Here is a 26,126-nt window from a genome sequence, read left to right on the forward strand (position 1 = left end):
GTGTTGCGCTGGTTGACTGCAGGGGAATCGCACGGTCCCGCCCTCGTCGCGTTGCTGGAGGGCGTGCCCGCCGGCGTCGAGGTGACCACCGGGGACATCGCCGGTGAGCTGGCCCGGCGCCGGCTCGGCTACGGCCGGGGCGCCCGGATGTCGTTCGAGCAGGACGAGGTCGAGATCATCGGCGGGCTCCGGCACGGGGTGACCCTCGGCAGCCCGGTCGCGATCCGGGTCGGCAACTCCGAGTGGCCCAAGTGGCGCACCGTGATGGCCGCCGACCCAGTCGACCCGGCGGAGCTGGCCAGCCAGGCCCGTAACGCGCCGCTCACCCGCCCCCGGCCGGGCCACGCCGACCTGGCCGGCATGCAGAAGTACGGCCACACCGACGCCCGGCCGATCCTGGAGCGGGCCAGCGCCCGGGAGACCGCCGCCCGGGTCGCCGTCGGCACGGTCGCCAAGGCGCTGGTCCGGCAGGCGCTCGGCATCGAGATCGTCTCCCACGTGGTCGAGCTGGGCCCGGTCGCCGTCAAGCCCGGGCTGCGCCCGGTGCCCGAGGACGCCGCCCGCATCGACGCCGACCCGCTGCGTTGCCTCGACCCCGAGGCCAGCGCCCGGATGGTCGCCGAGGTCGACGCCGCGAAGAAGGCCGCCGACACCCTGGGCGGCGTCGTCGAGGTGCTGGCGTACGGGGTGCCGCCGGGTCTGGGCAGCCACGTGCAGTGGGACCGCAAGCTCGACGCCCGGCTCGCCACCGCGCTGATGTCCATCCAGGCGATCAAGGGCGTCGAGATCGGGGACGGCTGGCAGCAGGCGCGTTCCCGCGGCTCCGAGGCGCACGACGAGATCGTGCCCACCGCCACCGGCGTACGCCGGGTCACCGACCGGGCCGGCGGGCTGGAGGGCGGCATCACCACCGGCGAGCCGCTGCGGGTGAAGGCCGCGATGAAGCCGATCTCGTCGCTGAACCGGGCCCTGGCGACGGTGGACGTCACCACCGGCGAGCCGGCCACCGCCATCAACCAGCGCTCGGACGTCTGCGCGGTGCCCGCCGCCGCGGTCGTCGCCGAGGCGATGGTGGCGTTGGTGCTCGCCGAGGCGGCCACCGAGAAGTTCGGCGGCGACTCCGTCGCCGAGATCCGCCGCAACCTGGCCGGCTACCTCGACGCGTTGGTGATCCGGTGAGCGCGGGCGGGTCGGCCGGGCGCGGGGGCGCCGGGCGGTGCCGCTGATGGCGCCGGTCTGCGTGCTGGTCGGGGCGCCGGGCTCCGGCAAGACCACGATCGGGCAGGCGCTCGCGGAGCTGCTCGGGGTCGAGTTCCGCGACACGGACGTGGACATCGAGCGGCTCGCCGGCAAGCCGATCCCGGAGATCTTCATCGACGAGGGCGAGGCCCACTTCCGTGCCCTCGAACGGGCGGCGGTGGCGGCGGCGCTGGCCTCCTGCGAGGGGGTGCTGGCCCTCGGCGGCGGCGCGGTCCTCGCGGAGGAGAACCGCGCCGCCCTGGTCGGGCACCCCGTGGTGCACCTGTCCGTGGAACTGCCCGACGCCGTCAAGCGGGTCGGGCTGGGGGCGGGCCGGCCGCTGCTGGCGATCAACCCGAGGGCGACGCTGAAGCACCTGCTGGACCAGCGCCGCCCGCTCTACGCCGAGGTGGCCACCGCGACCGTGGTCACCGACGGGCGGGCCCCGGAGGAGATCGCCGCCGAGGTCGCGGCGCTGCTGAAGCACTGAGCGGCCGGCCGGCCGCGGCGCAACGTCAGGAGTGCGCCGCGACCGGATCCGGCGGGCGGGACCGCCGCCGCGCGGGGTGCGCCGTCCGCCCGGGCCGGGTGCCACCGTCACGGTGTGGCCGCTCAGGCTGTCGTCAGCTCCCGGCGATCCGGTCGAGCACGTCCGCCAGGCCCTTCGGCTCGCTGAGCATCGGCCAGTGCCCGGTGGGCAGCGCGTGCAACTGGCCACCGGCCAGCCCCGCGAAGAACGGGTGCCCCTGCGCGATCAGGCCCTCCACCACCTCCAGCGGGAAGGTGCTGGCCACCAGCGCGGTCGGCACCGCGCGCCCACCGGTGCGGCGCACCGGGTCGGTGGCGGCGCGCAGCGGATGGGGGGTGGCGCGTCGCCGCAGCAGCGCGAGCGCGGCGGCGTCCAGGCCGGCCAGGTTCGCCGGGTCCTCGGCCGGGTCCCACGCGGGCGGGGGCAGCAGGTGGCCGTCGCCGATCCGGGCGCGCAGCCGCTCCTGCTCCTCCGGCGGGTTGGCGTCGAACTGCGCCATGCCGTCCGGCATCGGCCCGCTCTCCACATAGACCACCCGGGCGATCCGGTCCGGGACGCGCTCCGCCGCCTGGGTCACCGGCAGCCCGCCACCCGAGTGCCCCACCAGCACCACGTCGTGCAGGTCCTCCACCTCGATCAGCCGGACGACGTCGGTGGTGTGCGTCTCCAGGCCCACCTCGGGGCCGGCCAGGTGGGCGCGCTCGGCCAACCCGGTCAGCGTCACCGGGTACACCTCGTGGCCCTTCTCGCGCAGCGCCGCGGTCACCTCCCGCCATGCCCAACCACCCAGCCAGAAGCCCGGAACCAGCACGAACGTCGTCATCTGCCTTCTCCCTCTGTCGTCGCTCCGGGAGACCGTACGATCGAATCCGGACGCTTTCCGCCCTGATTGAAGGAGTGGCTCGTGTCACATCCCGCCGCCAGGGTGCTCGGCATGCTCGAGCTGCTCCAGAGCCACCACCGGCTCACCGGGGCCGAGCTGGCCCGCCGGCTGTCGGTGGACGAGCGCACCGTGCGGCGCTACGCCGCGACGCTGGCCGAGCTGGGCATCCCGGTGGCCGCCGAGCGCGGCCGCCACGGCGGCTACCGGCTGCGCCCCGGCTACAAGCTGCCGCCGCTGATGCTCACCGACGACGAGGCGGTGGCCGTGCTGCTCGGGCTGGTCGCCGCCGAGCGGCTCGGGCTGGGCACCGAGGAACCGGCGACCGCCACCGCGCTGGCCAAGATCCGCCGGGTGCTCCCGTTCGCGCTGGGCGACCGGCTAGCCGCGGTGCAGGAGCACCTCGGCTTCACGCTGCGGCGCCCCACGGCGGAGGCCCGCCCGGCGACCGGGACGTTGCTCACCCTCGGCGCGGCCGCCCGGCACCGGCGCCGGGTGCGGTTGGACTACCGCTCCTGGTCCGGCGCAGCCTCCCGGCGGCAGCTCGACCCGTACGGCCTGGTCTTCCACGCCGGCCGGTGGTACGTGACGGGGCACGACCACCTGCGCGGGGAGGTGCGCACGTTCCGCCTGGACCGCATCGGCGAGGTGGAGACGGGGACCGAGACCTTCGTCGTGCCCGACGGCTTCGACCCGGTGGCCGAGGTGACCCGCTCGCTGGCCGGCGTGCCCTACGCCCACGACGTCGAGGTGCTGCTCGAGACCGACCTGGCGACCGCCCGACGGCGGGTCCCGCCGAGCGTGGCCGAGCTGGCGGAAAGCGCCGACGGGGTGCTGTTGCGCACCCGCGCGGAGAACCTCGACGGGATGGCCCAACTGCTCGCCGGGCTGGGCTGGCCGTTCACCGTGCTGAGCCCGGACGCCCTGCGTACCGCGGTGACCGAGCACGCCCGCCGGCTCGCCGGTTGGGCCGGACGGACGCCGGGTTGACCCGGCCGCCGGCGGCCCGGTCGCCTCGGTGCCGGCGGCCCGGTCGCCTCGTGCCGGCGGTTCCGACGGGCCGGGGTGGCCACCACGTGGACAGTCCCGGTCCGGGACCGGACGGCTGGACTAGGCTGCCGGCGATGGACGAAATGACCCGGATCCCCGTCGGCGGCGAGCGCCCGTACGACGTGCTGGTGGGACGCGACCTGCTCGACGCGCTGCCCGGCCTGCTGCCGGGCGCGACCCGGGTGGCGGTGCTGCACGCGCCCCCGCTCAAGGAGTTGGCCGACGCGATCGGCGACCGGCTGCGCGCGGCCGGCGTCGCGCCGCTGCCGATCGAGGTGCCGGACGCCGAGGCGGGAAAGCACATCCACGTCGCCGCGGCCTGCTGGGACAGGCTGGGCGAGGCCGGGTTCACCCGCAGCGACGCGGTGGTCGGGGTGGGCGGCGGCGCCGTCACCGACCTGGCCGGCTTCGTGGCGGCGTCCTGGCTGCGCGGCGTGCGCTGGGTGCCGGTGGCGACCTCACTGCTGGGCATGGTCGACGCCGCGGTGGGCGGCAAGACCGGGATCAACACCTCGGCCGGGAAGAACCTGGTGGGTGCGTTCCACCCGCCGGTCGGGGTCCTCGCCGACCTGGCGACCCTGGACAGCCTGCCCCCGGCCGACCTCGCCGCCGGCCTCGCCGAGGTGGTCAAGTGCGGGTTCATCGCCGACCCGGTGATCCTCGACCTGGTGGAACGGGACCCGGCGGCGGCCACCGACCCGACCGGCCCCGTGACGCGGGAGCTGATCGAGCGGGCGATCCGGGTCAAGGCCGACGTGGTCTCCGGCGACTTGCGCGAGTCGGGGGTGCGGGAGGTGCTCAACTACGGTCACACCCTCGCCCACGCCATCGAGAAGGAGGAGGGCTACCGCTGGCGGCACGGGCACGCGGTGGCCGTCGGCATGGTCTACGCCGGTGAGCTGGCGCGGCTCGCCGGCCGCCTGGATGCCGCCACGGCGGAGCGGCACCGCACGGCGATGGCGGCGTTGGGCCTGCCCACCAGCTACCCGGCCGACGCCTGGCCCCGGCTGCTGGCCACGATGCGGGTGGACAAGAAGGCCCGGGGCAGCCAACTGCGCTTCGTGGTGCTGGACGGGCTGGCCCGCCCCGCCATCCTCGAGGGCCCGGCGGACGACCTGCTGGAGGCGGCCTACCGCGAGGTCGCGGCGTGAGGGTCCACGTGCTCAACGGCCCCAACCTCGGCCGGCTCGGCACCCGTCAGCCGGACGTCTACGGCGCGACCAGCTACGCAGACCTCGTGGCGCTCTGCGAGGCGACCGGGCGCGAGCTCGGCCTGGACGTGACCGTCCGGCAGACCGACGCCGAGCACGAACTGCTGGGCTGGCTGCACGCCGCCGCCGACGAGGGCGCCGCGGTGGTGCTCAACCCGGCGGCCTGGTCGCACTACTCGTACGCGGTCCGGGACGCCTGCGCGATGCTGCGCGGGCCGCTGGTCGAGGTGCACATCTCCAACATCCACGCCCGGGAGGAGTTCCGGCACCACTCCGTGGTCTCGGCGGTCGCGACCGGGGTGATCTGCGGGCTCGGCGTCGACGGCTACCGCCTGGCCCTGCACCACCTGGCCCACCTGGCCCGCCTGGCCCACGGAAACCGAAACCGCTGACGGCGCGACCGCCGAACAAGCGGGGATCCGCCAGCCGGGGTCGGAATCCGGTTACTCGTCGCGCTGAGTGACGCTCGACGCTCGTCACTCCGCGTCACTGCTTTCCTCGCGTCCGTGAAACGCCTCGCGGACGCTTTGCTCTGCACCCACATGCGCACCGGCGGCCTGAGCTGGGAGTCTTCGGCCGGCCGCGAGAGGCCGCTGCGCGACGAATGTCACACAGGGTGAACGGTGCGTCCGTGGGTGCAGAGCAAAGGGCGCGCGAGGTGGGTGTCCGACGGGCGAGCGGCATGTGCGAAGCGTCACGGGCGTGGAGCGGGGGAGACGGCCGGTGGTGCGGGCGGGGCGGGGGCGGACGCGGCGGGCGCCGGTAGACGGCGGGCAGCGGCGCGCGGCGCAACTAGTAGACTTGCCAGGTCTGTCCGCCAATTGATGATCAAGGCAGGAAATGGCCACCACCAACGACCTGAAGAACGGCCTGGTACTCAACCTCGACGGAGAGCTCTGGGCCGTCGTCGAGTTCCAGCACGTCAAGCCCGGTAAGGGTGGTGCGTTCGTGCGTACCACGCTGAAGAACGTGCTGTCCGGCAAGGTGGTCGACAAGACCTTCAACGCGGGCACCAAGGTCGAGACCGCGACCGTGGACAAGCGCACGATGCAGTATCTGTACGCCGACGGCGAGGACTACGTCTTCATGGATCTGGAGACGTTCGACCAGATCACCGTCCCCGGCGGCACCGTCGGCGAGGCGGCGAACTACCTGCTGCCCGAGGCCGAGGCGACCGTCGCCACCCACGAGAGCGTCCCGCTCTACATCGAGCTGCCGACCAGCGTCGTGCTGGAGGTCACCTACACCGAGCCGGGTCTGCAGGGCGACCGGTCGACCGGCGGCAACAAGCCGGCCACCGTCGAGACCGGCGCGACCGTGCAGGTCCCGCTCTTCATCACCACCGGCGAGAAGATCAAGGTCGACACCCGCGACGGCCGTTACCTCGGCCGCGCCTGATGGCCGAGGGTCCCAAGCAGCAGATGCCTGCGCGCCGCAAGGCGCGCAAGCGGGCGTTGGACGTGCTCTTCGAGGCCGACCTGCGGGACCGCCCGCCGGTCGAGGTGCTCGCCGGCTACATCGAGCGGATCGAGAAGCCCCGGCCCGAGCACCTGGGATACGCGGTGAGCCTGGTCGAGGGGGTGGCCGCGCACCTCGACCGGATCGACGAGGTGATCGCCAGCTACGCCGAGGGCTGGACGCTCGACCGGATGCCCGTGGTCGACCGCAACCTGGCCCGCATCGCGGTCTACGAGCTGCTCTACGTCGACGAGATCGACGACGCGGTGGCGATCAGCGAGGCCGTCGAGCTGGCCCGCCAGATGTCGACCGACGACTCCCCGCGCTTCCTCAACGGGATCCTCGGCCGCATCGCCGAGTACGCCACCCGCTGAGGCGGCCCGCAGCATTCCCGGCACTCGCGGCGTCCTCGCCGCCGGCGGCCGTGTGACACGTACGACAGAAGGGGCCCGTGCCGGACGGCACGGGCCCCTTCTCGTGGTCGGGCTCAGGAGGCGAAGAACGCCCGCGGGTCGGCGACCAGCACACCGTGCTCGGTGAGCCGCTCGATCAGGCCGGACGGCGAGGCGTCGTAGACGATCGCGAGCGCGCGCAGGTCGTCGGCGCGGATCGAGAGCACGCGCCCGTTGTAGTCACCGCGCTGCTGCTGGATGGCGCGCGCGTAGCGGGCGACGTAGGCCAGGTCCTCGGAGGCCTCGTCGTACAGCCGCTCCAGGTCCAGGACGATCTTGCTGGTGGGCTCGTGGCGCACCCCGCTGCCGTCGGGCAGCAGCTCCGAGACAGGAACGCGGTAGAAGTCGGCCAGCTCGGCCAGGCGCGACACCGTGACGGCGCGGTCGCCGCGCTCGTACGAACCGACCACCACCGCCTTCCACCGCCCGTTCGACTTCTCCTCCACGCCCTGCAGGGACAGGCCCTGCTGCTGGCGGATGGAGCGCAGGCGGGCGCCCAGAGACTTGGCGTATTCAGAGGGCATTCGGACACTCCCAGTGCTGCTCGGGGTTCTCCCAGCGATCGCTACGGAGCGTGACGGTACGGGGATTGCGACACGTGGTCAAGTGGTCGTGACCCTACCGTTGGGGACCGTCGGGAGAGTTGTCCCGTTTCGTCGGCTGATTAGAGGGTCAGTGGCCGGCGGCGGTTGGCGCGGTGACCACTGGTAACGTGGCGTGAAGCCCCGGTCCGGGCCGCTCGCGGTCCGGCACCGGCATCCGACGTCCTTTAACGACCCGTCCCGTGAGGCGGGGAAGGAGGTCCGCCGTGGCCTACCCACCGGCTGCCCAGTCGTCGCCGCCGCGACAACCCTCGGTGAAGGTGATCCTCGCCAGCGCCGACGTCCAGCGCGTGGTCGACCGCATCGCCCACCAGATCCTGGAGAAGACCCAGGGCGCCGAGAACACCGTCCTGCTCGGCATCCCCACCCGGGGCGCCCCGCTCGCGAAGCGGCTCGCCGCCCGGATCAGCACCTTCGAGGACGTGGCCGTCCCGGTCGGCGTGCTCGACATCACCCTCTACCGCGACGACCTGCGCCGGCACGCCACCCGCGCGGTCGGGCCGACCCAGGTGCCGCCCGGCGGCATCGACGGCAAGCGCGTCATCCTCGTCGACGACGTGCTCTTCTCCGGCCGTACGGTGCGGGCCGCGCTCGACGCGCTCAACGACGTGGGGCGCCCGGCGTCCGTCCAGCTCGCCGTCCTGGTCGACCGCGGGCACCGCGAGCTGCCGATCCGCGCCGACTACGTCGGCAAGAACATCCCGACCTCCCTCGCGGAGAGCGTGAAGGTCACCCTCGCGGAGACCGACGGCACCGACGAGGTCAAGCTGTACGGGGGGACCCCCTCATGATCAGGCACCTGCTCTCCGGCGCCGACCTCGACGCCGCCACGGCCACCCAGATCCTGGACACCGCCGCCGAGATGGCCACCGTCGCCGGCCGGGAGGTCAAGAAGCTGCCCGCCCTGCGGGGTCGCACCGTGGTGAACCTCTTCTACGAGGACTCCACCCGGACCCGGATCTCGTTCGAGGCGGCGGCGAAGCGGCTCAGCGCCGACGTGATCAACTTCTCGGCCAAGGGCTCCAGCGTGGCGAAGGGCGAGAGCCTGAAGGACACCGCGCTGACCCTCCAGGCGATGGGCGCCGACGCGGTGGTCGTCCGGCACCCCGCCTCCGGCGCCCCGCACCGGCTCGCCGACTGGGTCGACGGCTCGGTGGTCAACGCCGGCGACGGCACCCACGAGCACCCCACCCAGGCGCTGCTCGACGCGTACACGATGCGCTCCCGGCTGGGGCGGCTGGCCGGCCTGTCGGTCGCGGTGGTCGGGGACGTGCTGCACAGCCGGGTGGCCCGCTCCAACGTGCTGCTGCTGTCCACCCTCGGCGCCAAGGTGACCCTGGTCGGGCCGCCGACACTGATCCCCGTCCACATCGCGCAGGCGCTCGCGCCCGGCACCGACGTCTCCTACGACCTCGACGCGGTGCTGCCGCAGTCGGACGTGGTGATGATGCTGCGGGTGCAGCGGGAGCGGATGAACGACTCCTACTTCCCGTCCGCCCGCGAGTACGCCCGCCGCTACGGCCTGGACGGCCCGCGGATGCGCCGGCTGCCCGAGCACGCGATCGTCATGCACCCCGGCCCGATGAACCGGGGCATGGAGATCACGCCCGAGGTCGCCGACTCGCCCCGCTCCACCATCGTTGAACAGGTCGCCAACGGCGTCTCCGTCCGGATGGCCGTCCTCTACCTGCTGCTCGGGGGGAACAACCGGTGAGCTCGTACCTCATCTCCAACGTGAGCGTCGTCGGCGCCGCGCCGACCGACCTGCTGATCCGCGACGGCGTCGTCGCGGCCGTCGGCGCCGGGCTGGACGCGCCGGACGCCACCGTCGTCGACGGCACCGGGCTGGTCGCCCTGCCCGGCCTGGTCGACCTGCACACCCACCTGCGCGAGCCCGGCCGGGAGGACGCCGAGACCGTCGAGTCCGGTTCCCGGGCGGCGGCGCTCGGCGGCTACACCGCCGTCTGCGCGATGGCCAACACCTCGCCGGTCGCCGACACCGCCGGCGTGGTCGAGCAGGTCTGGCGGCTCGGCCGGGAGGCCGGGCTGGTCGACGTGCAGCCCATCGGTGCGGTCACCGTCGGTCTGGCCGGCGAGCAGCTCGCCGAGCTGGGCGCGATGGCCGACTCGGCGGCCCGGGTGCGGATCTTCTCCGACGACGGGCACTGCGTCGCCGACCCGAAGCTGATGCGCCGCGCCCTGGAGTACGTGAAGGCGTTCGACGGGATCATCGCCCAGCACGCCGAGGAGCCCAGGCTCACCGAGGGCGCGCAGATGCACGAGGGCGAGGTGTCGACCCGGCTCGGGCTGACCGGCTGGCCGGCGGTCGCCGAGGAGGCGATCATCGCGCGGGACGTGCTGCTCGCCGAGCACGTCGGCAGCCGGCTGCACGTCTGCCACGTCTCCACCGCCGGCAGCGTCGAGGTGCTGCGCCAGGCCAAGGCCCGGGGCATCCGGGTCACCGCCGAGGTGACCCCGCACCACCTGCTGCTCACCGACGAGGTCGTGAGCGGGAGGAGTGAGCTTGCGAGCCCCGCACTGGCGAACAACTGGAGCCCAGCCGGAGCCTACGACCCGGTCTACAAGGTCAACCCGCCGCTGCGCACCGCGACCGACATCGCCGCGCTGCGGGCCGCCCTGGTCGAGGGCGTGATCGACATCGTCGCCACCGACCACGCCCCGCACGCGGTGGAGGACAAGGAGTGCGAGTGGGCGTACGCCCGGCCGGGCATGCTCGGCCTGGAGACGGCGCTGTCCATCGCCCTCGACGTGCTCGGCCCCGAGTGGGACCTGATCGCCGAGCGGATGTCGCGCACCCCGGCCCGGATCGCCGGCCTGGAGGGGCACGGCCTCGACCCGGCGCCCGGCGTGCCCGCCAACCTGACCCTGGTCGACCCGGCCGCCCGCCGCACCATCGAGCCGGCGGAGCTGGCCAGTCGCAGCCGCAACACCCCGTACGCCCGCATGACGCTGCCGGGTCGCATCGTGGCGACCTTCCTGCGCGGCGAGCCGACGGTCCTGGACGGAAAGGCCATCAAGTGACCCGCAGACAACCGGCGATCCTCGTCCTCGAGGACGGGCGCACGTTCCACGGCGAGGCGTACGGCAGCGTCGGGGAGACCTTCGGCGAGGCGGTCTTCAACACCGGCATGACCGGCTACCAGGAGACCCTGACCGACCCCTCCTACCACCGGCAGGTGGTCGTGCAGACCGCCCCGCACATCGGCAACACCGGCGTCAACGGCGAGGACGACGAGTCCGGCCGGATCTGGGTCGCCGGCTACGTGGTCCGCGACCCGGCCCGGATCGGCTCGAACTGGCGGGCCACCGGCGGGCTGGAGGACCGGCTGGCCGCCGAGGGCGTGGTCGGCATCAGCGGCGTCGACACCCGGGCGCTGACCCGGCACCTGCGCGAGCGCGGCGCGATGCGGGTCGGCATCTCCAGCGTCGAGACCGATCCCCGCGCGCTGCTGGCCCGGGTGCGGCAGTCCCCGGAGATGGTGGGCGCGGACCTCTCGGCCGAGGTGACCACCGCGAAGCCGTACGTGGTGGCGGCCGAGGGCGAGCACCGGTTCACGGTGGCCGCGCTGGACCTGGGCATCAAGCGCAACGTGCCGCGCCGGCTGGCCGCGCGCGGCGTCACCACCCACGTGCTGCCCGCCACGTCCACCATCGACGACCTGCTCGCCACCGGCGCGGACGCCGTCTTCTTCTCGCCCGGCCCCGGCGACCCGGCCACCGCGGACGCGCCGGTGGCGCTGGCCCGCGAGGTGCTGCGCCGGAAGGTGCCGCTGTTCGGCATCTGCTTCGGCAGCCAGATCCTCGGCCGGGCGCTCGGCTTCGGCACGTACAAGCTGGGCTACGGCCACCGGGGGATCAACCAGCCGGTGCTCGACCGGGTCACCGGCAAGGTCGAGGTGACCAGCCACAACCACGGCTTCGCGGTCGAGGTCCCGGGCGCACGGCAGGGCGCCGTCGTACCCGATCAGGTGATCGAGACCGAGTTCGGTGGCGTCCAGGTCAGTCACGTCTGCCTCAATGACAACGTCGTCGAGGGGCTGCGGGCCAAGGACGTGCCCGCCTTCACCGTCCAGTACCACCCGGAGGCGGCAGCCGGTCCGCACGACGCGGACTACCTCTTCGACCGCTTCGCCGAGCTGATCGAGGGCCGGACCCAGAACGAGGGGCGCACACATGCCTAAGCGGACCGATCTCAAGCACATCCTGGTGATCGGCTCCGGGCCGATCGTGATCGGGCAGGCCTGCGAGTTCGACTACTCCGGCACCCAGGCCTGCCGGGTGCTGCGCAGCGAGGGGATCCGGGTCAGCCTGGTCAACTCCAACCCGGCGACGATCATGACGGACCCGGAGTTCGCCGACGCCACCTACGTCGAGCCGATCACCCCGGAGTTCGTCGAGCTGGTCATCGCCAAGGAACGCCCGGACGCGATCCTGCCCACCCTGGGCGGGCAGACCGCGCTGAACACCGCGGTCGCCCTGCACGAGGCGGGCGTGCTGGACAAGTACGGCGTCGAGCTGATCGGCGCCAACATCGAGGCGATCAACCGGGGCGAGGACCGCCAGCTGTTCAAGGACATCGTCGCCAAGGCCGGCGTACGCCTGGGCCTGGACGACCCGTCCGGCCTGGTGCCCCGGTCCCGGGTCTGCCACTCGATGGCCGAGGTCGAGGCCACGGTCGCCGAGCTGGGCCTGCCGGTGGTGATCCGGCCGTCGTTCACGATGGGCGGCCTCGGCTCCGGCATGGCGCACACCCCGGAGGAGCTGGCCCGCATCGCCGGCGACGGGCTCACCGCCAGCCCGGTGCACGAGGTGCTCATCGAGGAGAGCGTGCTCGGCTGGAAGGAGTACGAGCTCGAACTCATGCGCGACCGGCACGACAACGTGGTGGTCGTCTGCTCGATCGAGAACGTCGACCCGATGGGTGTGCACACCGGCGACAGCGTCACCGTGGCCCCGGCCATGACGCTGACCGACCGGGAGTACCAGCAGTTGCGCGACCTGGGCATCGCGGTGCTGCGCGAGGTCGGCGTGGACACCGGCGGCTGCAACATCCAGTTCGCGGTGAACCCGGCCGACGGCCGGATCGTCGTGATCGAGATGAACCCCCGGGTGTCCCGGTCGTCGGCCCTGGCCTCCAAGGCCACCGGCTTCCCGATCGCGAAGATCGCCGCGAAGCTGGCCATCGGCTACACCCTGGACGAGATCCCCAACGACATCACGCTGAAGACCCCGGCGGCGTTCGAGCCGACCCTGGACTACGTGGTGGTGAAGATCCCGCGGTTCGCGTTCGAGAAGTTCCCCGGCGCGGACCCGGAGCTGACCACCACGATGAAGTCCGTCGGCGAGGCGATGAGCCTGGGCCGCAACTTCAGCGAGGCGCTGAACAAGGCGATGCGCTCGCTGGAGACCAAGGCGGGCGGCTTCTGGACGCTGCCCGACCCGGCCGGCGCGACGAAGGAGAACACCCTCGCCGCGCTGCGGATGCCGCACGACGGCCGGCTCTACACGGTGGAGCGGGCGCTGCGGCTGGGCGCCTCGATCGCCGAGGTGGCCGCCGCGTCCGGCGGGATCGACCCGTGGTTCCTGGACCAGATCGCCGCCCTGGTCGAGCTGCGCGCGGAGATCGTCGCCGCGCCGGTGCTCGACGCCGACCTGTTGCGCCTGGCCAAGCGGGCCGGGTTGTCCGACCGGCAGCTCGCCGCGCTGCGCCCGGAGCTGGCCGCCGAGGACGGCGTACGCACGCTGCGGCACCGCCTGGGCGTCCGCCCGGTCTACAAGACCGTGGACACCTGCGCCGCCGAGTTCGAGGCGACCACGCCCTACCACTACTCCTCCTACGACTCGGAGACGGAGGTCGTCGGGTCGGACCGGCCGAAGGTGCTGATCCTCGGCTCCGGGCCGAACCGGATCGGGCAGGGCATCGAGTTCGACTACTCCTGCGTGCACGCGGTTCAGGCGCTGCGCAGCGCGCCGGTCGGCACAGCCGCTGCGTCCGCTTCCGGCGCCGCGGGCGCCGCTGCGTCCGCTTCGGGCGCTTCGGGCGCTTCGGGCGCCGCTGCGTCCGCTTCGGGCGCCGCCGGCGCCGGTTTCGAGACCGTGATGGTCAACTGCAACCCGGAGACGGTCTCCACCGACTACGACACGGCCGACCGGCTCTACTTCGAGCCGCTCACCTTCGAGGACGTGCTGGAGGTCTGGCACGCGGAGGACTCCTCCGGCAGGGCGGCCGGCGGGCCGGGCGTGGTCGGGGTGATCGTGCAGCTCGGCGGGCAGACTCCGCTGGGCCTGGCGCAGCGGCTCAAGGACGCGGGCGTGCCGGTCGTCGGCACCTCCCCGGAGTCGATCCACCTGGCCGAGGAGCGGGGCGCGTTCGGGGCGGTGCTGGCCCGGGCGGGGCTGCGCGCCCCGGCGCACGGCATGGCCACCTCGTACGACGAGGCGAAGGCGATCGCCGACGAGATCGGCTACCCGGTGCTGGTCCGGCCGTCGTACGTGCTGGGCGGGCGCGGCATGGAGATCGTCTACGACGACGCGACGCTGCGCGACTACATCGGGCGGGCCACCGACATCTCCCCCGACCACCCGGTGCTCGTGGACCGGTTCCTCGACGACGCCATCGAGATCGACGTGGACGCGCTCTGCGACGCCGACGGCGAGGTCTACCTCGGCGGGGTGATGGAGCACATCGAGGAGGCGGGCATCCACTCCGGCGACTCGTCCTGCTCGCTGCCGCCGATCACCCTGGCCGGCTCGCACGTCGCGCAGGTCCGCCGGTACACGGAGGCGATCGCCCGGGGCATCGGCGTGCGCGGCCTGCTCAACGTGCAGTACGCGCTGAAGGACGACGTGCTCTACGTGCTGGAGGCGAACCCCCGCGCGTCCCGGACGGTCCCGTTCGTCTCCAAGGCCACGGCGGTGCCGCTGGCGAAGGCGGCGGCCCGGATCGCGCTCGGCGCCACCATCGCCGAGCTGCGTGCCGAGGGGCTGCTCCCGGCCACCGGGGACGGCGGCTCGCTGCCGGCCGGCGCCCCGATCGCGGTCAAGGAGGCGGTGCTGCCGTTCAAGCGGTTCCGCACCCCGACGGGCAAGGGCATGGACTCGCTGCTCGGGCCGGAGATGAAGTCGACCGGCGAGGTGATGGGTATCGACACGGCCTTCGGGAACGCCTTCGCCAAGTCCCAGTCGGCCGCGTACGGCTCGCTGCCGACCGCCGGGAAGATCTTCGTGTCGGTCGCCAACCGGGACAAGCGCGGCATGATCTTCCCGGTGAAGCGCCTGGCCGACCTGGGCTTCGAGATCGTCGCCACCACCGGCACCGCCGAGGTGTTGCGCCGGCACGGCATCGCCTGCGAGCAGATCCGCAAGCACTACGAGTCCGGCGCGGGCGAGGACGCGGTGTCGCTGATCCTCGGCGGCGACGTCGCCCTGGTCATCAACACCCCGCAGGGCTCGGGTGCCAGCGCCCGCTCGGACGGCTACGAGATCCGCAGCGCCGCCGTCACGGCGGACATCCCGTGCATCACCACCGTGCCGGGCGCGGCGGCGGCCGTGATGGGCATCGAGGCGCGCATCCGGGGCGACATGCAGGTCCGCCCCCTCCAGGAGCTGCACGCCGCCCTGCGGGCCGCCGAGTGACCCGCCCCCAGCCGGTTGATCATGAAGTTGTTGTCGTGACACGCCGGTGCGACGGGCAACAACCTCATGATCAACGGGGGCCAGGAGGGTGGGCGCGGTGATCTTTGAGCGGGTGGTGCGGCCGGGGTTGTTCCGGATCGGGGCGGGGGACGCCGAGGTGGCGCACGAGTGGACGCTGCGTCGGCTGGCGGGACTGTCCCGCCGGCCGGCGGCGCTGGCCGCCCTGCGCGCCCGGTACGCCGTCCGGGCGCCGCGCACGGTGTTCGGCGTCGAGTTCCCCAATCCGGTGGGGCTCGCCGCCGGGATGGACAAGGACGGCGCGGCGCTGCCGGCGTGGCCGGCGCTGGGCTTCGGCTTCGTCGAGGTCGGCACGGTCACCGCGCACCCGCAGCCGGGCAATCCGCGGCCCCGGCTGTTCCGGCTGCCCGACAGCGAGGCCGTGGTCAACCGGATGGGCTTCAACAACGCCGGCGCCGAGGCCCTCGCGGCCCGGCTGGCGGCGCTGCCCCGCCCGCTCGGGGTGCCGCTGGGCATCTCGCTCGGCAAGTCCAAGGTGACCCCGCTGGACGGGGCCGTGGAGGACTACCTCGCCTCCTACCGGGCGCTGCGCGGGCACGGCGACTACTTCGCGGTCAACGTCTCCTCGCCGAACACCCCGGGCCTGCGCGCGTTGCAGGACCGGTCGCACCTGGACGCCCTGCTCGCGGCGCTGGTGGGGGAGAAGCCGGTGCTGGTGAAGATCGCCCCCGACCTCACCGAGCCGGCGATCGCCGAGCTGTTGGAGGTCTGCCTGGCGCGGGGCGCGGCGGGGGTGATCGCCACCAACACGACCCTGGCGCGCGACGGCCTCGCCCCGGTCGACCGGGAGCGCGGCGCGCAGGCGGGCGGCCTGTCCGGCCGGCCGCTGGCCGACCGGGCCCGCGAGGTGGTGTCGTTCGTGCACCGGGAGACCGGCGGGCGGCTGCCGGTGGTCGGCGTCGGCGGCATCCTCGACCCCGACGACGCCGCCCGGATGTTCGACGCGGGCGCCGCCCTGGTCCAGCTCTACACGGGATTCATCTACCGCGGCCCGGCCCTGCCCCGGGCCGTCGCCCGCGCCACGGCCGCCGCCCCGGCACCGGCCCGGTGACCGCAGTACCCGTGATCTTGCACTTTCCGCCCCAACCGATGCCTCGCACCGGACGAGAAGGGGGCCACAAGTGCAAGATCGCGGGGGCGACGACGAAGGAGCGCGCGTGACACCCGAGGAGATCCTGGCGGCCGACCGCCGGCACGTCTGGCACCCGTACGCGGCCCTGCCGCCGGCCGGCCCGCCCTACGTGGTGGAGGGCGCACAGGGCGTACGACTGCGGCTGGCCGACGGCCGGGAGCTGGTCGACGGGATGTCGTCGTGGTGGGCGGCGATCCACGGCTACCGGCACCCCGTGCTCGACGCGGCGGTCACCGACCAGCTCGGCCGGATGAGCCACGTGATGTTCGGGGGGCTCACCCACGAGCCCGCGGTCCGCCTGGCGGCCACCCTCGTCGAGCTGGCCCCGGACGGGCTGGAGCACGTCTTCCTGGCCGACTCCGGCTCGGTCGCCGTCGAGGTCGCCGTCAAGATGTGCCTGCAGTACCAACGCGCCACCGGCCGGCCGGAACGCCGCCGGCTGGGCACCTGGCGGGGCGGCTACCACGGCGACACGTTCCACCCGATGAGCGTCTGCGACCCCGAGGGCGGGATGCACCACCTCTGGGGCGACGTGCTGCCTCGGCAGGTCTTCGCCCCCGTCCCGCCCGGCGGCTTCGACACCCCGCCCGACGCCGCCTACGAGGCGGCCCTGGTCGAGGCGGTCGAGCGGCACGCCCACGAGCTGGCGGCGGTCATCGTGGAGCCGGTCGTCCAGGGCGCCGGGGGCATGCGCTTCCACCACCCGCACTACCTGCGGGTGCTGCGCGAGGTCACCCGGGCGCACGGGGTGCTGCTGGTCTTCGACGAGATCGCCACCGGCTTCGGCCGGACGGGCGCCATGTTCGCCGCCGAGCACGCCGGGGTGGTGCCCGACGTGATGTGCGTGGGCAAGGCGCTCACCGGCGGCTACCTGACGCTGGCCGCCGCGCTCTGCACGGCGGAGGTCGCCCGGGGCATCTCCGCCGGCGGGGTGCTGGCGCACGGCCCGACGTTCATGGGCAACCCGCTGGCCTGCGCGGTCGCCAACGCGTCCCTGGGCCTGCTGCGGGCCGGGGACTGGGCGGGGCAGGTGTCGAGGGTGCGGGCGGGCCTGCGGGCCGGCCTGGAGCCGTTGCGGGGCGCGCCGGGGGTGCGCGACGTGCGGGTGCTCGGCGCGATCGGCGTGGTGCAGCTCGACCACGAGGTGGACCTCGCCGCCGCCACCGCCGCCGCAGTCGCCGAGGGTGTCTGGCTGCGGCCGTTCCGCGACCTGGTCTACACCATGCCGCCGTACGTCACCGACGACGCCGACCTGGCCCGGATCGCCGCCGGGGTGGCCGCCGCCGTGCGGGCCGGCTGAGCCGCCGGTCACGGTCCGGCGGGAGTACGCGGGCGGCGCGCCGCCCGCAGACGAGCGTGCCCCGGGCGGCGGACGCCCGGGCGAGGAGAGGGAGAGAACCGGATGGAGAGCTTCGGCGCCCGCCTGCACCGGGCCGTCAACGAGCGTGGTCCGCTCTGCGTCGGCATCGACCCGCACCCGGGGCTGCTGGCCCGCTGGGGGCTCGACGACGACGTCCGGGGGCTTGACCGGTTCGCCCGGACGGTCGCGGAAGCCCTCGGTGACCGGGTCGCGGTGGTCAAGCCCCAGTCGGCCTTTTTCGAACGGTTCGGCTCGCGCGGAGTGGCGATTCTAGAGTCAACTATCCGACAGTTACGCGAGGCCGGCTCGCTCGTTCTCCTCGACGTCAAGCGCGGCGACATCGGCTCGACCGTCGCCGCGTACGCCTCGGCGTACCTTGACCCATCCAGTCCGGTCCATGTCGACGCGGTGACGGCCAGCCCGTACCTCGGCGTCGGCTCGCTCGCCCCGATGTTCGAGCTGGCCGCCGAGCACGGCGGCGGGGTCTTCGTGCTGGCGCTCACCAGCAACCCCGAGGGCGCCGCCGTGCAGCGCGCCCGCGCCGCCGACGGGCGGACCGTGGCGCAGACCGTCATCGACGAGATCTCCCAGCTCAACGCGGGTGCGGAGCCGCTCGGCAGCTTCGGCCTGGTGGTCGGCGCGACCATCGGCGACACCGGCCACGACCTGTCCCGGGTCAACGGCCCGCTGCTCGCCCCGGGCCTCGGGGCGCAGGGCGCCACCGCGGCGGATCTGCGCGTCGTCTTCGGCTCCAGCCTGCCCGCCGTGCTGCCCTCGTACTCCCGCGAGGTGCTGAACGCGGGCCCGGACCCGGCCGCGCTGCGGGCCGCCGCCGACCGGGCCCTGACCGACTGCCGGGCTGCCCTGACCGCCGGCTGACTGACTGACGGCTCGGTCACTTTGCGATGATCATCGCGCGTCCACGTTGCCGAAACCGTCGTTGGCCGCTAGTTTTCCCGGCGCTGGGAACCATGGACCCCTTGGTTCACAGCGACACCACGTTTCACAGATGCGGCGTGGCGTCCCGCCCGTCGCGATAGGGACCTGAGGAGAACTGGTGCCGCTCCCGTCACTGACCCCGGAACAGCGCGCTGCCGCGCTGGAGAAGGCCGCGGAGATCCGCAAGGCCCGTGCTGAGCTGAAGGAGCAGCTCAAGCAGGGCAAGACCACCCTCGGAGCCGTCCTCGAGCGCGCCGAGTCCGACGACGTCGTCGGCAAGCTCAAGGTCTCCGCCGTGCTGCAGGCGATGCCGGGTATCGGCAAGATCCGGGCCACCCAGATCATGGAGAAGCTCAAGATCGCCGACAGCCGTCGCCTGCGTGGCCTCGGCGAGCAGCAGCGCAAGGCACTGCTTGGGGAGTTCGCCGCCAACTGAGGCTGGCAGCGTGTAGAAACAAGCAGTGAGCACGGATGACGAGGCGCGCCCGGCGGCTCGGCTCACTGTCCTGGCCGGACCTGAGGGTTCGGGCACGGAGAGTGTCGTCGAGTGCGTCCGGGCGCGTTCTCCGTCCGTGTGGGTCCCGGTGCCAGCCACCACGCGCCCCCGTCGGGAGGGCGAGCTGGACGGGGTGGACCGCCTCTTCCTGACCCCGCCGGAGTTCGACCGCATGGTCGCGGCGGGGGAGCTGCTGGAGTGGAGCCGGGCCGGGCCCCACCGGCGCGGCACGCCGGGCGGGCCGGTGCGGGCCCGGCTGGCCGTCGGGCAGCCGGTGTTGCTCGGCCTCGACCTCGCCGGCGCGCTGCTGGTCCGGGCGGCGCTGCCCGACGCCCGGCTGGTGCTGCTGCACCCGCCCGGCATCGTCCCCCCGGCGGGCACCCTCGCCGCGTTCGACCACACCGTCCCGCACGACCTCACCGATCGGGTCGTCGAGGAGCTGGTAGGCTTGTCCGGTTCTTCTTTCCTGGCTCCGGCGCGACCGCATCTGCGCGGTTGAGCGCCAGCACCGCTGTCCGCGGTGCGATAGACGCAGAGGTTAATTCGTGGGATCCATCGCAAGCCCCGAAGGCATCACCAACCCGCCGATCGACGAGCTCCTCGAGAAGACGACGTCGAAGTACGCGCTGGTCATCTTCGCCGCCAAGCGCGCGCGCCAGGTCAACGCCTACTACAGCCAGCTCGGTGAGGGCCTGCTGGAGTACGTCGGCCCGCTGGTCGAGACCACCCCGCAGGAGAAGCCGCTCTCCATCGCCATGCGCGAGATCAACGCGGGCCTGCTCACCGCCGAGCCGACCGACCAGCCGTAACCCGCCCCGCGCCGATGTCCCCCCGGATCGTCCTCGGGGTCGGCGGCGGCATCGCCGCCTACAAGGCGTGCGAGCTGCTGCGGCTCTTCACCGAGTCGGGTCACCGGGTCCGGGTCGTGCCGACCGCGTCGGCGCTCCGCTTCGTCGGGGCGCCGACCTGGGCGGCGCTCTCCGGCCAGCCGGTCGCCGACGACGTCTGGTCCGACGTGCACGAGGTGCCGCACGTCCGGCTCGGCCAGCAGGCCGACCTCGTCGTGGTCGCGCCGGCCACCGCCGACCTGCTCGCGAAGGCCGCCCACGGCCTCGCCGACGACCTGCTGACCAACACGTTGCTCACCGCCCGCTGCCCGGTCGTGCTGGCCCCGGCCATGCACACCGAGATGTGGGAGCACCCCGCCACCGTCGCCAACGTCGCGACGCTGCGCTCCCGCGGCGTCCGGGTGGTCGAGCCCGCCGTCGGCCGGCTCACCGGGGCCGACACCGGCAAGGGTCGGCTGCCCGACCCGGCGGAGATCTTCGCGGTCGCCCGCCGGGCCCTGGCCCGAGGCCTCGCCGCCCCCGCCGACCTGGCCGGGCGGCACGTGGTGGTGACCGCCGGCGGCACCCGCGAGCCCCTCGACCCGGTCCGTTTCCTGGGCAACCGCTCCTCCGGCAAGCAGGGCTACGCCTTTGCCCGCTGCGCCGTCGCCCGCGGGGCCCGGGTCACCCTGATCTCGGCCAACGTCTCGCTGCCCGACCCGGCGGGCGTCGACCTGGTCCGGGTCGGCACCACCGCCGAGCTGCGCGAGGCCACGCTCGCGGCGGCCGCCGGGGCCGACGTGGTGGTGATGGCGGCGGCTCCGGCCGATTTCCGCCCGGCGACCTACGCGCCTGGCAAAATCAAGAAGTCGGACGACGGCGACGCACCCACCATCGCGCTCGTCACCAACCCGGACATCGCCGCCGAGCTGGGCCAGCGCCGTCGCCCGGAGCAGGTGCTGGTGGTGTTCGCCGCGGAGACCGGCGACGCCGAGGCCAACGGCCGGGCCAAGCTCGCCCGCAAGCGGGCGGACCTCATCGTCATCAACGAGGTCGGCACCGACAAGGTCTTCGGCGCCGACACCAACGCGGCGACCGTCATCGGCGCGGACGGGTCGGTCAGCCGGCTGCCCGAACAGTCCAAGGAGGACCTCGCCGACGCCGTCTGGGATCTCGCGGCGGCCCGGTTGCCCGACCGTTCCTGACGGCTGGAACCGAGCATGACCGAAGGCCCCCGGCGCGCGCGCGGATGACTAGACTTCCGCGGAACGACTTATCCACAAGCTAGGAGTGCCGTGACACGCCGCCTCTTCACTTCCGAATCGGTCACGGAAGGCCACCCGGACAAGATCGCCGACCAGATCAGCGACGGCATTCTCGATGCCCTGCTCGCCGAGGACCCGCGCAGCCGGGTCGCGGTCGAGACCTTGATCACCACCGGCCAGGTGCACATCGCCGGCGAGGTGACCACCAAGGCGTACGCCGACATCCCGACCATTGTCCGTCGGACCATCCTCGACATCGGCTACGACTCGTCGAAGAAGGGCTTCGACGGCGCTTCCTGCGGCGTCAACGTCTCCATCGGCGCCCAGTCGGCGGACATCGCCCAGGGCGTCGACAACGCCTTCGAGCTGCGTACCGGGGCCTCGGAGAGCGCGCTGGACGCCCAGGGCGCCGGCGACCAGGGCATGATGTTCGGGTTCGCCTGCTCGGAGACGCCCGAGCTGATGCCGCTGCCGATCGCGCTGGCGCACCGGCTGGCCCGCCGGCTGTCGCAGGTGCGCAAGGACGGCACCATCCCCTACCTGCGCCCGGACGGCAAGACCCAGGTCACCATCGAGTACGAGGGGCTGCGCCCGGTCCGGCTCAACACGGTGGTCGTCTCCAGCCAACACGCCGCGGACATCTCGCTGGAATCGCTGCTCACCCCCGACGTGCGCGAGCACGTCATCGCCCCGGAGCTGGAGAGCCTCGGCCTGGACACCGAGGGCTACCGGCTGCTGGTCAACCCGACCGGCCGGTTCGAGATCGGCGGGCCGATGGGCGACGCCGGCCTGACCGGACGCAAGATCATCGTCGACACCTACGGCGGGTACGCCCGGCACGGCGGTGGCGCGTTCTCCGGCAAGGACCCGTCGAAGGTCGACCGCTCGGCGGCGTACGCGACCCGCTGGGTGGCCAAGAACGTGGTCGCCGCCGGCCTGGCCGAGCGGTGCGAGGTGCAGGTCGCCTACGCGATCGGCAAGGCCCACCCGGTCAGCCTCTTCGTCGAGACGTTCGGCACCGAGACCGTGCCGGTCGCCTCGATCGAGCAGGCCGTCACCGAGGTCTTCGACCTGCGGCCGGCCGCCATCATCCGCGACCTCAACCTGCTCCGCCCGATCTACCAGCAGACCGCCGCGTACGGCCACTTCGGCCGTGAGCTGCCGGACCTGACCTGGGAGAGCACCGACCGGGCCGCCGACCTCAAGTCGGCCGCGGGAGCCTGACCGGCACCAGGCGCAGCGACCGGCGACCCGCTGCGGGGTCGCCGGTCGCTCGCGTCTGCGTCGACCTGCCCCTGGCCCACCTGGACCGCCCGTTCGACTACCTCGTCCCCGCCGAGCTGGACGCCGACGCCGTTCCCGGCACGCGGGTGAAGGTCCGCTTCGCGGGGCAGCTCGTCGACGGCTGGCTGCTGGAGCGGGCTGACGACTCGGGGCACACCGGCCGACTGGCGTACCTGGAGAAGGTCGTGTCGCCGGAGCCGGTGCTCGCCCCGGAGGTCGCCCGGCTGGCCCGGGCGGTCGCCGACCGCTACGCCGGCAGCCTCGCCGACGTGCTCCGCCTCGCCGTACCGCCCCGGCACGCCCGGGTGGAAAAGGACGTCCGCGCCCGCGACGCGCCCGCGCCGGCCGGGGACGCGCCCGCGCCGGCCGGGGACGCGCCCGCGCCGGCCGGGGACGCGGCGGTGTCCGCCAGAGGCGCCGACGTGTCCGGCGGAGACGCCGCGGCGCCGGAGGGCGGCCGCACGGCGTCCGGCGGAGGCTCCGGCGTGCCGGACGACGGTCCCGCCGAGGTCGCCGTGCCCGAGGTCGCGGTGCCGGTGGACGCCCCGGCGGGCGCCGGGCCGGTGGTCGGGCCCGGTCCGGACGCCTGGCGGGACTACCCGGCCGGGCCGGCCCTGCTCCGGGCGCTGGCCGACGGGCGGGCACCCCGCGCGGTCTGGTCGGCGCTGCCCGGGGAGGACTGGCCCGCCCGGTACGCCGAGGCCGTCGCCGCGACCGTCGCCGGCGGCCGGGGCGCGGTGGTGGTGGTCGCCGACAACCGCGACCTGGATCGCCTCGACGTCGCCCTGCACGCCGCCCTGGGCCCGGGGCGGCACGTCTGCCTCTCCGCCGCCCTCGGCCCCGCCCGGCGCTACCGGGCGTTCCTCGCCGCCCGGCGCGGCGACGTGCCCGTGGTGGTCGGCACCCGCGCCGCGATGTTCGCCCCGGTCGCCCGCCTCGGCCTGGTGGCGATCTGGGACGACGGCGACGACCTGCACGCCGAGCCCCGGGCCCCCTACCCGCACGCCCGGGAGGTGCTGCTCACCCGCGCCCAGCTCGGCGACGCCGCCGCCCTGGTCGGCGGGTTCGCCCGCACGGCCGAGGCGCAGCTGCTGGTGGAGACGGGGTGGGCCCGCGAGGTGGTGGCCGACCGGGCCACCCTGCGGGCCCGGATGCCGGCGATCGCGCCCACTGGCGACGACCCGCAGCTGGCCCGGGACCCCGGGGCGGCCACCGCCCGGCTGCCCAGCCTGGCCTGGACCACCGCCCGCGAGGCGATCCGGGCCGACCTGCCGGTGCTGGTCCAGGTGCCCCGCCGCGGCTACCTGCCCTCGGTGGCCTGCGCCGAGTGCCGGACCCCGGCCCGGTGCCCGCACTGCGCCGGGCCGCTCGCGCTGCCCTCGGCCGATGGCACCCCGGCCTGCCGGTGGTGCGGGCGGGTCGCCGCCGCGTACGCCTGCCCGGAGTGCGGCGGGCGGCGGCTGCGCGCCTCCGTCACCGGCGCCCGGCGCACGGCCGAGGAGCTGGGGCGGGCCTTCCCCGGCGTGCCGGTGCGCACCTCCGGCCGTGAGGAGGTGCTCGCCACCGTGCCGGGCGGCGCCGGCCTGGTCATCGCCACCCCCGGCGCCGAGCCGGTCGCCGAGGGCGGCTTCGGCGCGGTGCTGCTGCTGGACTCCTGGGCCCTGCTCACCCGGGCCGACCTGCGGGCGGGGGAGGAGGCGCTGCGCCGCTGGCTGGCCGCCGCCGCGCTGGCCCGCCCCGCGGCCGGCGGCGGCCGGGTGGTGGTGGTCGCCGACGGCGCCCTCGCCCCGGTGCAGGCGCTGCTGCGCTGGGACGCCGCCTGGTTCGCCGCCCGGGAGCTGGCCGAGCGGCGGGAGCTGGGCTTCCCGCCGGCGGTGCGGATGGCCAGCGTGACCGGCCCGCCGGCGGCGGTGGCCGACCTGCTGGCCGAGGCCCGGCTCCCGGCCGAGGCCGAGCTGCTCGGGCCGGTGCCGGCCGACGGGGAGCGGGAGCGGATGTTGGTCCGGGTGCCCCGGGCCCGGGCGGTCGCGCTGGCCGGTGCGCTGCACTCGGCGGCCGGGGTGCGCACGGCGCGCAAGGCCGTCGACCCGGTCCGTCTCCAGGTGGACCCACTCAGCCTCTTCTGACCGGGACGACACCCGCGCCGCCCGCGACCACGGCCGGGCCGCCGGCGGTCCGTCGCCACGGCCGGTCCGCCGGTGATCCGCCGCCCTGCCCGGGCCGCCGGCGGTCCGTCGCCACGACCGCGATCCCTCGCCACGGCCCTGCCGCCCGTGATGGGCCGCCCGTGATCCGCCGCACGGTCCCGCCGTTCCGGGCGCCCGACCGGCCCGCCGTCGCACGCCGGGTACGGCGGGCGGCCCGCGATCGGGTGATAGCATCGCCCGTCATGCCGGGGCGTACGACGGCTCCAGGTCGGGGCGCGGCGTCAGACGCGCCGAGCTGGAGTTGTCGCAGGATCGCGCGACGATGGCGGGAGCGCGTCGGTTCGGCGCGATGTCGATGATGTCAATCAGCCGGTGATCAGGGGTGGACCAGTCGTGACCGTTCGTCAGTCGATCGTCTTCAATGGTGACCTCGGCAGCGGCAAGAGCACCGTCTCGGTGGAGATCGCGAAGCGGCTCGGCCTGCGCCGGGTCAGCGTCGGTGACCTCTACCGGCAGATGGCGCAGGAGCGGCAGATGACCGCGCTTCAGCTCAACCTGCACGCCGAGCTGGACCAGGCCGTCGACGGCTACGTCGACCAGCTCCAGCGGGACATCGCCGCCTCGGGCGAGCGGCTGGTCATGGATTCCCGGCTGGCCTGGCACTTCTTCACCGACGCGCTCAAGGTGCACATGATCACCGAGCCGGGCGAGGCGGCCCGCCGGGTGCTCGCCCGCCCCTCCGGCCCGGCCGAGAGCTACACGTCGCTGGAGGAAGCCACGGCCAAGCTGCGGGAGCGCAGCGAGAGCGAGCGGGGCCGGTTCATCGTCCGCTACGGGGTGGACAAGGCACGGCTGCGCAACTACGACCTGATCTGCGACACCACCCGCGCCTCGGCGGACGAGGTCATCGAGCACATCGTCGACGCGTACGAGGGCCGGCTGTGCGCGGACGTGCTGCGCGACGCCCCGCCGCTGCTGCTGCTCGACCCCGCCCGGGTCTACCCGACCGAGGACATCGCCGCCCTGCGCGACCTGTGGGACTCGGAGTTCGTCGGCGACGTCGCCGCGGCCGGCGACGAGGCGCTGGAGCCGCTGCGGATCGGCTACACGGGGGAGTACTTCTTCGTCGTCGACGGGCACCGCCGGCTCAGCGCCGCCCTGCAGAACGGCTTCCGCCTGGTGCCAGCCCAACTCGTCGCCGAGGTCGACGAGCAGGTGGTCGGCGGGATGAGCGCGGTGGACTACTTCGCCGCCCAGGCCCGGCCGACCCTGATCCACGACTGGGAGGCCGCCCACAAGATTGAGCTGCCGCTGCCGGAGCACGCCCTGCTCGGCGGGGGCACGGTGCTGGCCGGGGAGCCGGGCGCCGGCGCCTGAGCCGCCCGGTCGGCCACACCTCAGGACCGGCGGCTGTTCCGCGGGCGCCCGCGGGCCGACCGGACGTACGACCGGCTGCGTGGTGATCATCGACACGGAACCGGCGGCGGCGCAACGCGGTACGCCGCCCGGGACGGCTCCCGG

24 protein-coding genes are annotated in these 26,126 nt (G+C 74.1%); 22 read left to right on the forward strand and 2 right to left on the reverse strand.

Annotated elements, in window-relative coordinates:
• Both aroC and ACGFZ2_RS22455 read left to right on the forward strand, forming a co-directional pair.
• Entirely contained in the window at positions 1-1,179 is a 1,179-nt protein-coding gene (gene aroC / locus ACGFZ2_RS22450) for a chorismate synthase (RefSeq protein ID WP_350708967.1), read from the forward strand.
• Positions 1,180-1,225: 46 nt separating this feature from the next.
• A complete protein-coding gene (locus ACGFZ2_RS22455) occupies positions 1,226-1,729 on the forward strand; it encodes a shikimate kinase (RefSeq protein WP_350708966.1) in 504 nt (167 codons plus the stop codon).
• A gap of 133 nt (positions 1,730-1,862) precedes the next feature.
• Here ACGFZ2_RS22455 and ACGFZ2_RS22460 read toward each other — a convergent pair whose 3' ends face one another.
• On the reverse strand, positions 1,863-2,591 hold the full coding sequence (locus tag ACGFZ2_RS22460; RefSeq protein WP_393456469.1) for an alpha/beta fold hydrolase: 729 nt from the start codon (positions 2,589-2,591) through the stop codon (positions 1,863-1,865).
• 81 nt (positions 2,592-2,672) lie between these two features.
• Here ACGFZ2_RS22460 and ACGFZ2_RS22465 point away from each other — a divergent pair, with 81 nt between their 5' ends.
• From ACGFZ2_RS22465 to nusB, 5 genes are all read left to right on the forward strand, one after another.
• A complete protein-coding gene (locus ACGFZ2_RS22465; RefSeq protein ID WP_393263786.1) occupies positions 2,673-3,638 on the forward strand; it encodes a helix-turn-helix transcriptional regulator in 966 nt (321 codons plus the stop codon).
• A 134-nt stretch (positions 3,639-3,772) separates the two neighbouring features.
• Positions 3,773-4,849, forward strand: coding sequence for a 3-dehydroquinate synthase (gene aroB / locus ACGFZ2_RS22470; protein WP_393263784.1), 1,077 nt, complete (start codon positions 3,773-3,775; stop codon positions 4,847-4,849).
• Positions 4,846-5,301 (forward strand): type II 3-dehydroquinate dehydratase, encoded by a 456-nt coding sequence (gene aroQ, locus ACGFZ2_RS22475; RefSeq protein ID WP_393263782.1) that lies wholly within the window; start codon positions 4,846-4,848, stop codon positions 5,299-5,301. Before aroB ends, aroQ begins: the two co-directional genes overlap by 4 nt.
• Before the next feature lie 448 nt (positions 5,302-5,749).
• Positions 5,750-6,307 (forward strand): elongation factor P, encoded by a 558-nt coding sequence (efp, locus tag ACGFZ2_RS22480; protein ID WP_013285503.1) that lies wholly within the window; start codon positions 5,750-5,752, stop codon positions 6,305-6,307.
• Positions 6,308-6,330: 23 nt separating this feature from the next.
• Complete coding sequence (gene nusB / locus ACGFZ2_RS22485) at positions 6,331-6,741, forward strand: transcription antitermination factor NusB (protein ID WP_176737511.1); 411 nt, start codon at positions 6,331-6,333, stop codon at positions 6,739-6,741.
• Between the two features lie 113 nt (positions 6,742-6,854).
• Here the strand turns inward: nusB and ACGFZ2_RS22490 are convergent, their stop codons facing one another.
• Positions 6,855-7,343 carry a transcriptional regulator gene (locus ACGFZ2_RS22490; RefSeq protein WP_013285505.1) on the reverse strand — a complete coding sequence of 163 codons (489 nt, stop codon included), beginning with the start codon at positions 7,341-7,343 and terminating at the stop codon, positions 6,855-6,857.
• A gap of 284 nt (positions 7,344-7,627) precedes the next feature.
• Between ACGFZ2_RS22490 and pyrR the strand changes: the two genes are divergently transcribed.
• The 15 genes from pyrR (at position 7,628) to ACGFZ2_RS22565 (ending at position 25,982) form a co-directional block, all read left to right on the forward strand.
• Positions 7,628-8,212 (forward strand): bifunctional pyr operon transcriptional regulator/uracil phosphoribosyltransferase PyrR, encoded by a 585-nt coding sequence (gene pyrR, locus ACGFZ2_RS22495; protein ID WP_393456472.1) that lies wholly within the window; start codon positions 7,628-7,630, stop codon positions 8,210-8,212.
• Positions 8,209-9,135, forward strand: coding sequence for an aspartate carbamoyltransferase catalytic subunit (locus ACGFZ2_RS22500; protein WP_091095578.1), 927 nt, complete (start codon positions 8,209-8,211; stop codon positions 9,133-9,135). Before pyrR ends, ACGFZ2_RS22500 begins: the two co-directional genes overlap by 4 nt.
• A complete protein-coding gene (locus ACGFZ2_RS22505; protein ID WP_393456475.1) occupies positions 9,132-10,463 on the forward strand; it encodes a dihydroorotase in 1,332 nt (443 codons plus the stop codon). Before ACGFZ2_RS22500 ends, ACGFZ2_RS22505 begins: the two co-directional genes overlap by 4 nt.
• The gene (gene carA, locus ACGFZ2_RS22510) at positions 10,460-11,623 is read left to right on the forward strand and encodes a glutamine-hydrolyzing carbamoyl-phosphate synthase small subunit (RefSeq protein WP_393456478.1); all 1,164 of its coding nucleotides are present in this window, start codon (positions 10,460-10,462) and stop codon (positions 11,621-11,623) included. The genes ACGFZ2_RS22505 and carA overlap by 4 nt, the downstream gene beginning before the upstream one ends.
• Positions 11,616-15,077, forward strand: a complete 3,462-nt coding sequence (gene carB / locus ACGFZ2_RS22515) for a carbamoyl-phosphate synthase large subunit (protein WP_393456481.1) — start codon at positions 11,616-11,618, stop codon at positions 15,075-15,077. Before carA ends, carB begins: the two co-directional genes overlap by 8 nt.
• A gap of 97 nt (positions 15,078-15,174) precedes the next feature.
• Positions 15,175-16,206, forward strand: a complete 1,032-nt coding sequence (locus ACGFZ2_RS22520) for a quinone-dependent dihydroorotate dehydrogenase (protein ID WP_393456484.1) — start codon at positions 15,175-15,177, stop codon at positions 16,204-16,206.
• Between the two features lie 106 nt (positions 16,207-16,312).
• Complete coding sequence (locus ACGFZ2_RS22525) at positions 16,313-17,587, forward strand: adenosylmethionine--8-amino-7-oxononanoate transaminase (RefSeq protein WP_393456487.1); 1,275 nt, start codon at positions 16,313-16,315, stop codon at positions 17,585-17,587.
• Positions 17,588-17,689: 102 nt separating this feature from the next.
• Positions 17,690-18,526 carry an orotidine-5'-phosphate decarboxylase gene (gene pyrF / locus ACGFZ2_RS22530; RefSeq protein ID WP_393456490.1) on the forward strand — a complete coding sequence of 279 codons (837 nt, stop codon included), beginning with the start codon at positions 17,690-17,692 and terminating at the stop codon, positions 18,524-18,526.
• A gap of 178 nt (positions 18,527-18,704) precedes the next feature.
• Positions 18,705-19,022, forward strand: a complete 318-nt coding sequence (mihF, locus tag ACGFZ2_RS22535) for an integration host factor, actinobacterial type (protein WP_007458370.1) — start codon at positions 18,705-18,707, stop codon at positions 19,020-19,022.
• 25 nt (positions 19,023-19,047) lie between these two features.
• Positions 19,048-19,581: a guanylate kinase gene (locus tag ACGFZ2_RS22540; protein WP_393456493.1), complete on the forward strand. Its 534-nt coding sequence runs from the start codon at positions 19,048-19,050 to the stop codon at positions 19,579-19,581.
• Between the two features lie 46 nt (positions 19,582-19,627).
• Positions 19,628-19,891 carry a DNA-directed RNA polymerase subunit omega gene (rpoZ, locus tag ACGFZ2_RS22545; RefSeq protein WP_101366725.1) on the forward strand — a complete coding sequence of 88 codons (264 nt, stop codon included), beginning with the start codon at positions 19,628-19,630 and terminating at the stop codon, positions 19,889-19,891.
• 14 nt (positions 19,892-19,905) lie between these two features.
• Entirely contained in the window at positions 19,906-21,114 is a 1,209-nt protein-coding gene (gene coaBC, locus ACGFZ2_RS22550) for a bifunctional phosphopantothenoylcysteine decarboxylase/phosphopantothenate--cysteine ligase CoaBC (protein ID WP_393263768.1), read from the forward strand.
• Positions 21,115-21,204: 90 nt separating this feature from the next.
• Positions 21,205-22,398: a methionine adenosyltransferase gene (metK, locus tag ACGFZ2_RS22555; protein WP_393263766.1), complete on the forward strand. Its 1,194-nt coding sequence runs from the start codon at positions 21,205-21,207 to the stop codon at positions 22,396-22,398.
• A 65-nt stretch (positions 22,399-22,463) separates the two neighbouring features.
• Positions 22,464-24,584, forward strand: coding sequence for a primosomal protein N' (locus tag ACGFZ2_RS22560; RefSeq protein ID WP_393456622.1), 2,121 nt, complete (start codon positions 22,464-22,466; stop codon positions 24,582-24,584).
• Between the two features lie 414 nt (positions 24,585-24,998).
• Positions 24,999-25,982 carry an AAA family ATPase gene (locus tag ACGFZ2_RS22565; RefSeq protein WP_393263765.1) on the forward strand — a complete coding sequence of 328 codons (984 nt, stop codon included), beginning with the start codon at positions 24,999-25,001 and terminating at the stop codon, positions 25,980-25,982.
• Positions 25,983-26,126: the final 144 nt, after the last annotated feature.

This window comes from Micromonospora sp. NPDC048063 (assembly GCF_043202855.1).
In the GTDB taxonomy this organism is placed as follows: domain Bacteria; phylum Actinomycetota; class Actinomycetes; order Mycobacteriales; family Micromonosporaceae; genus Micromonospora.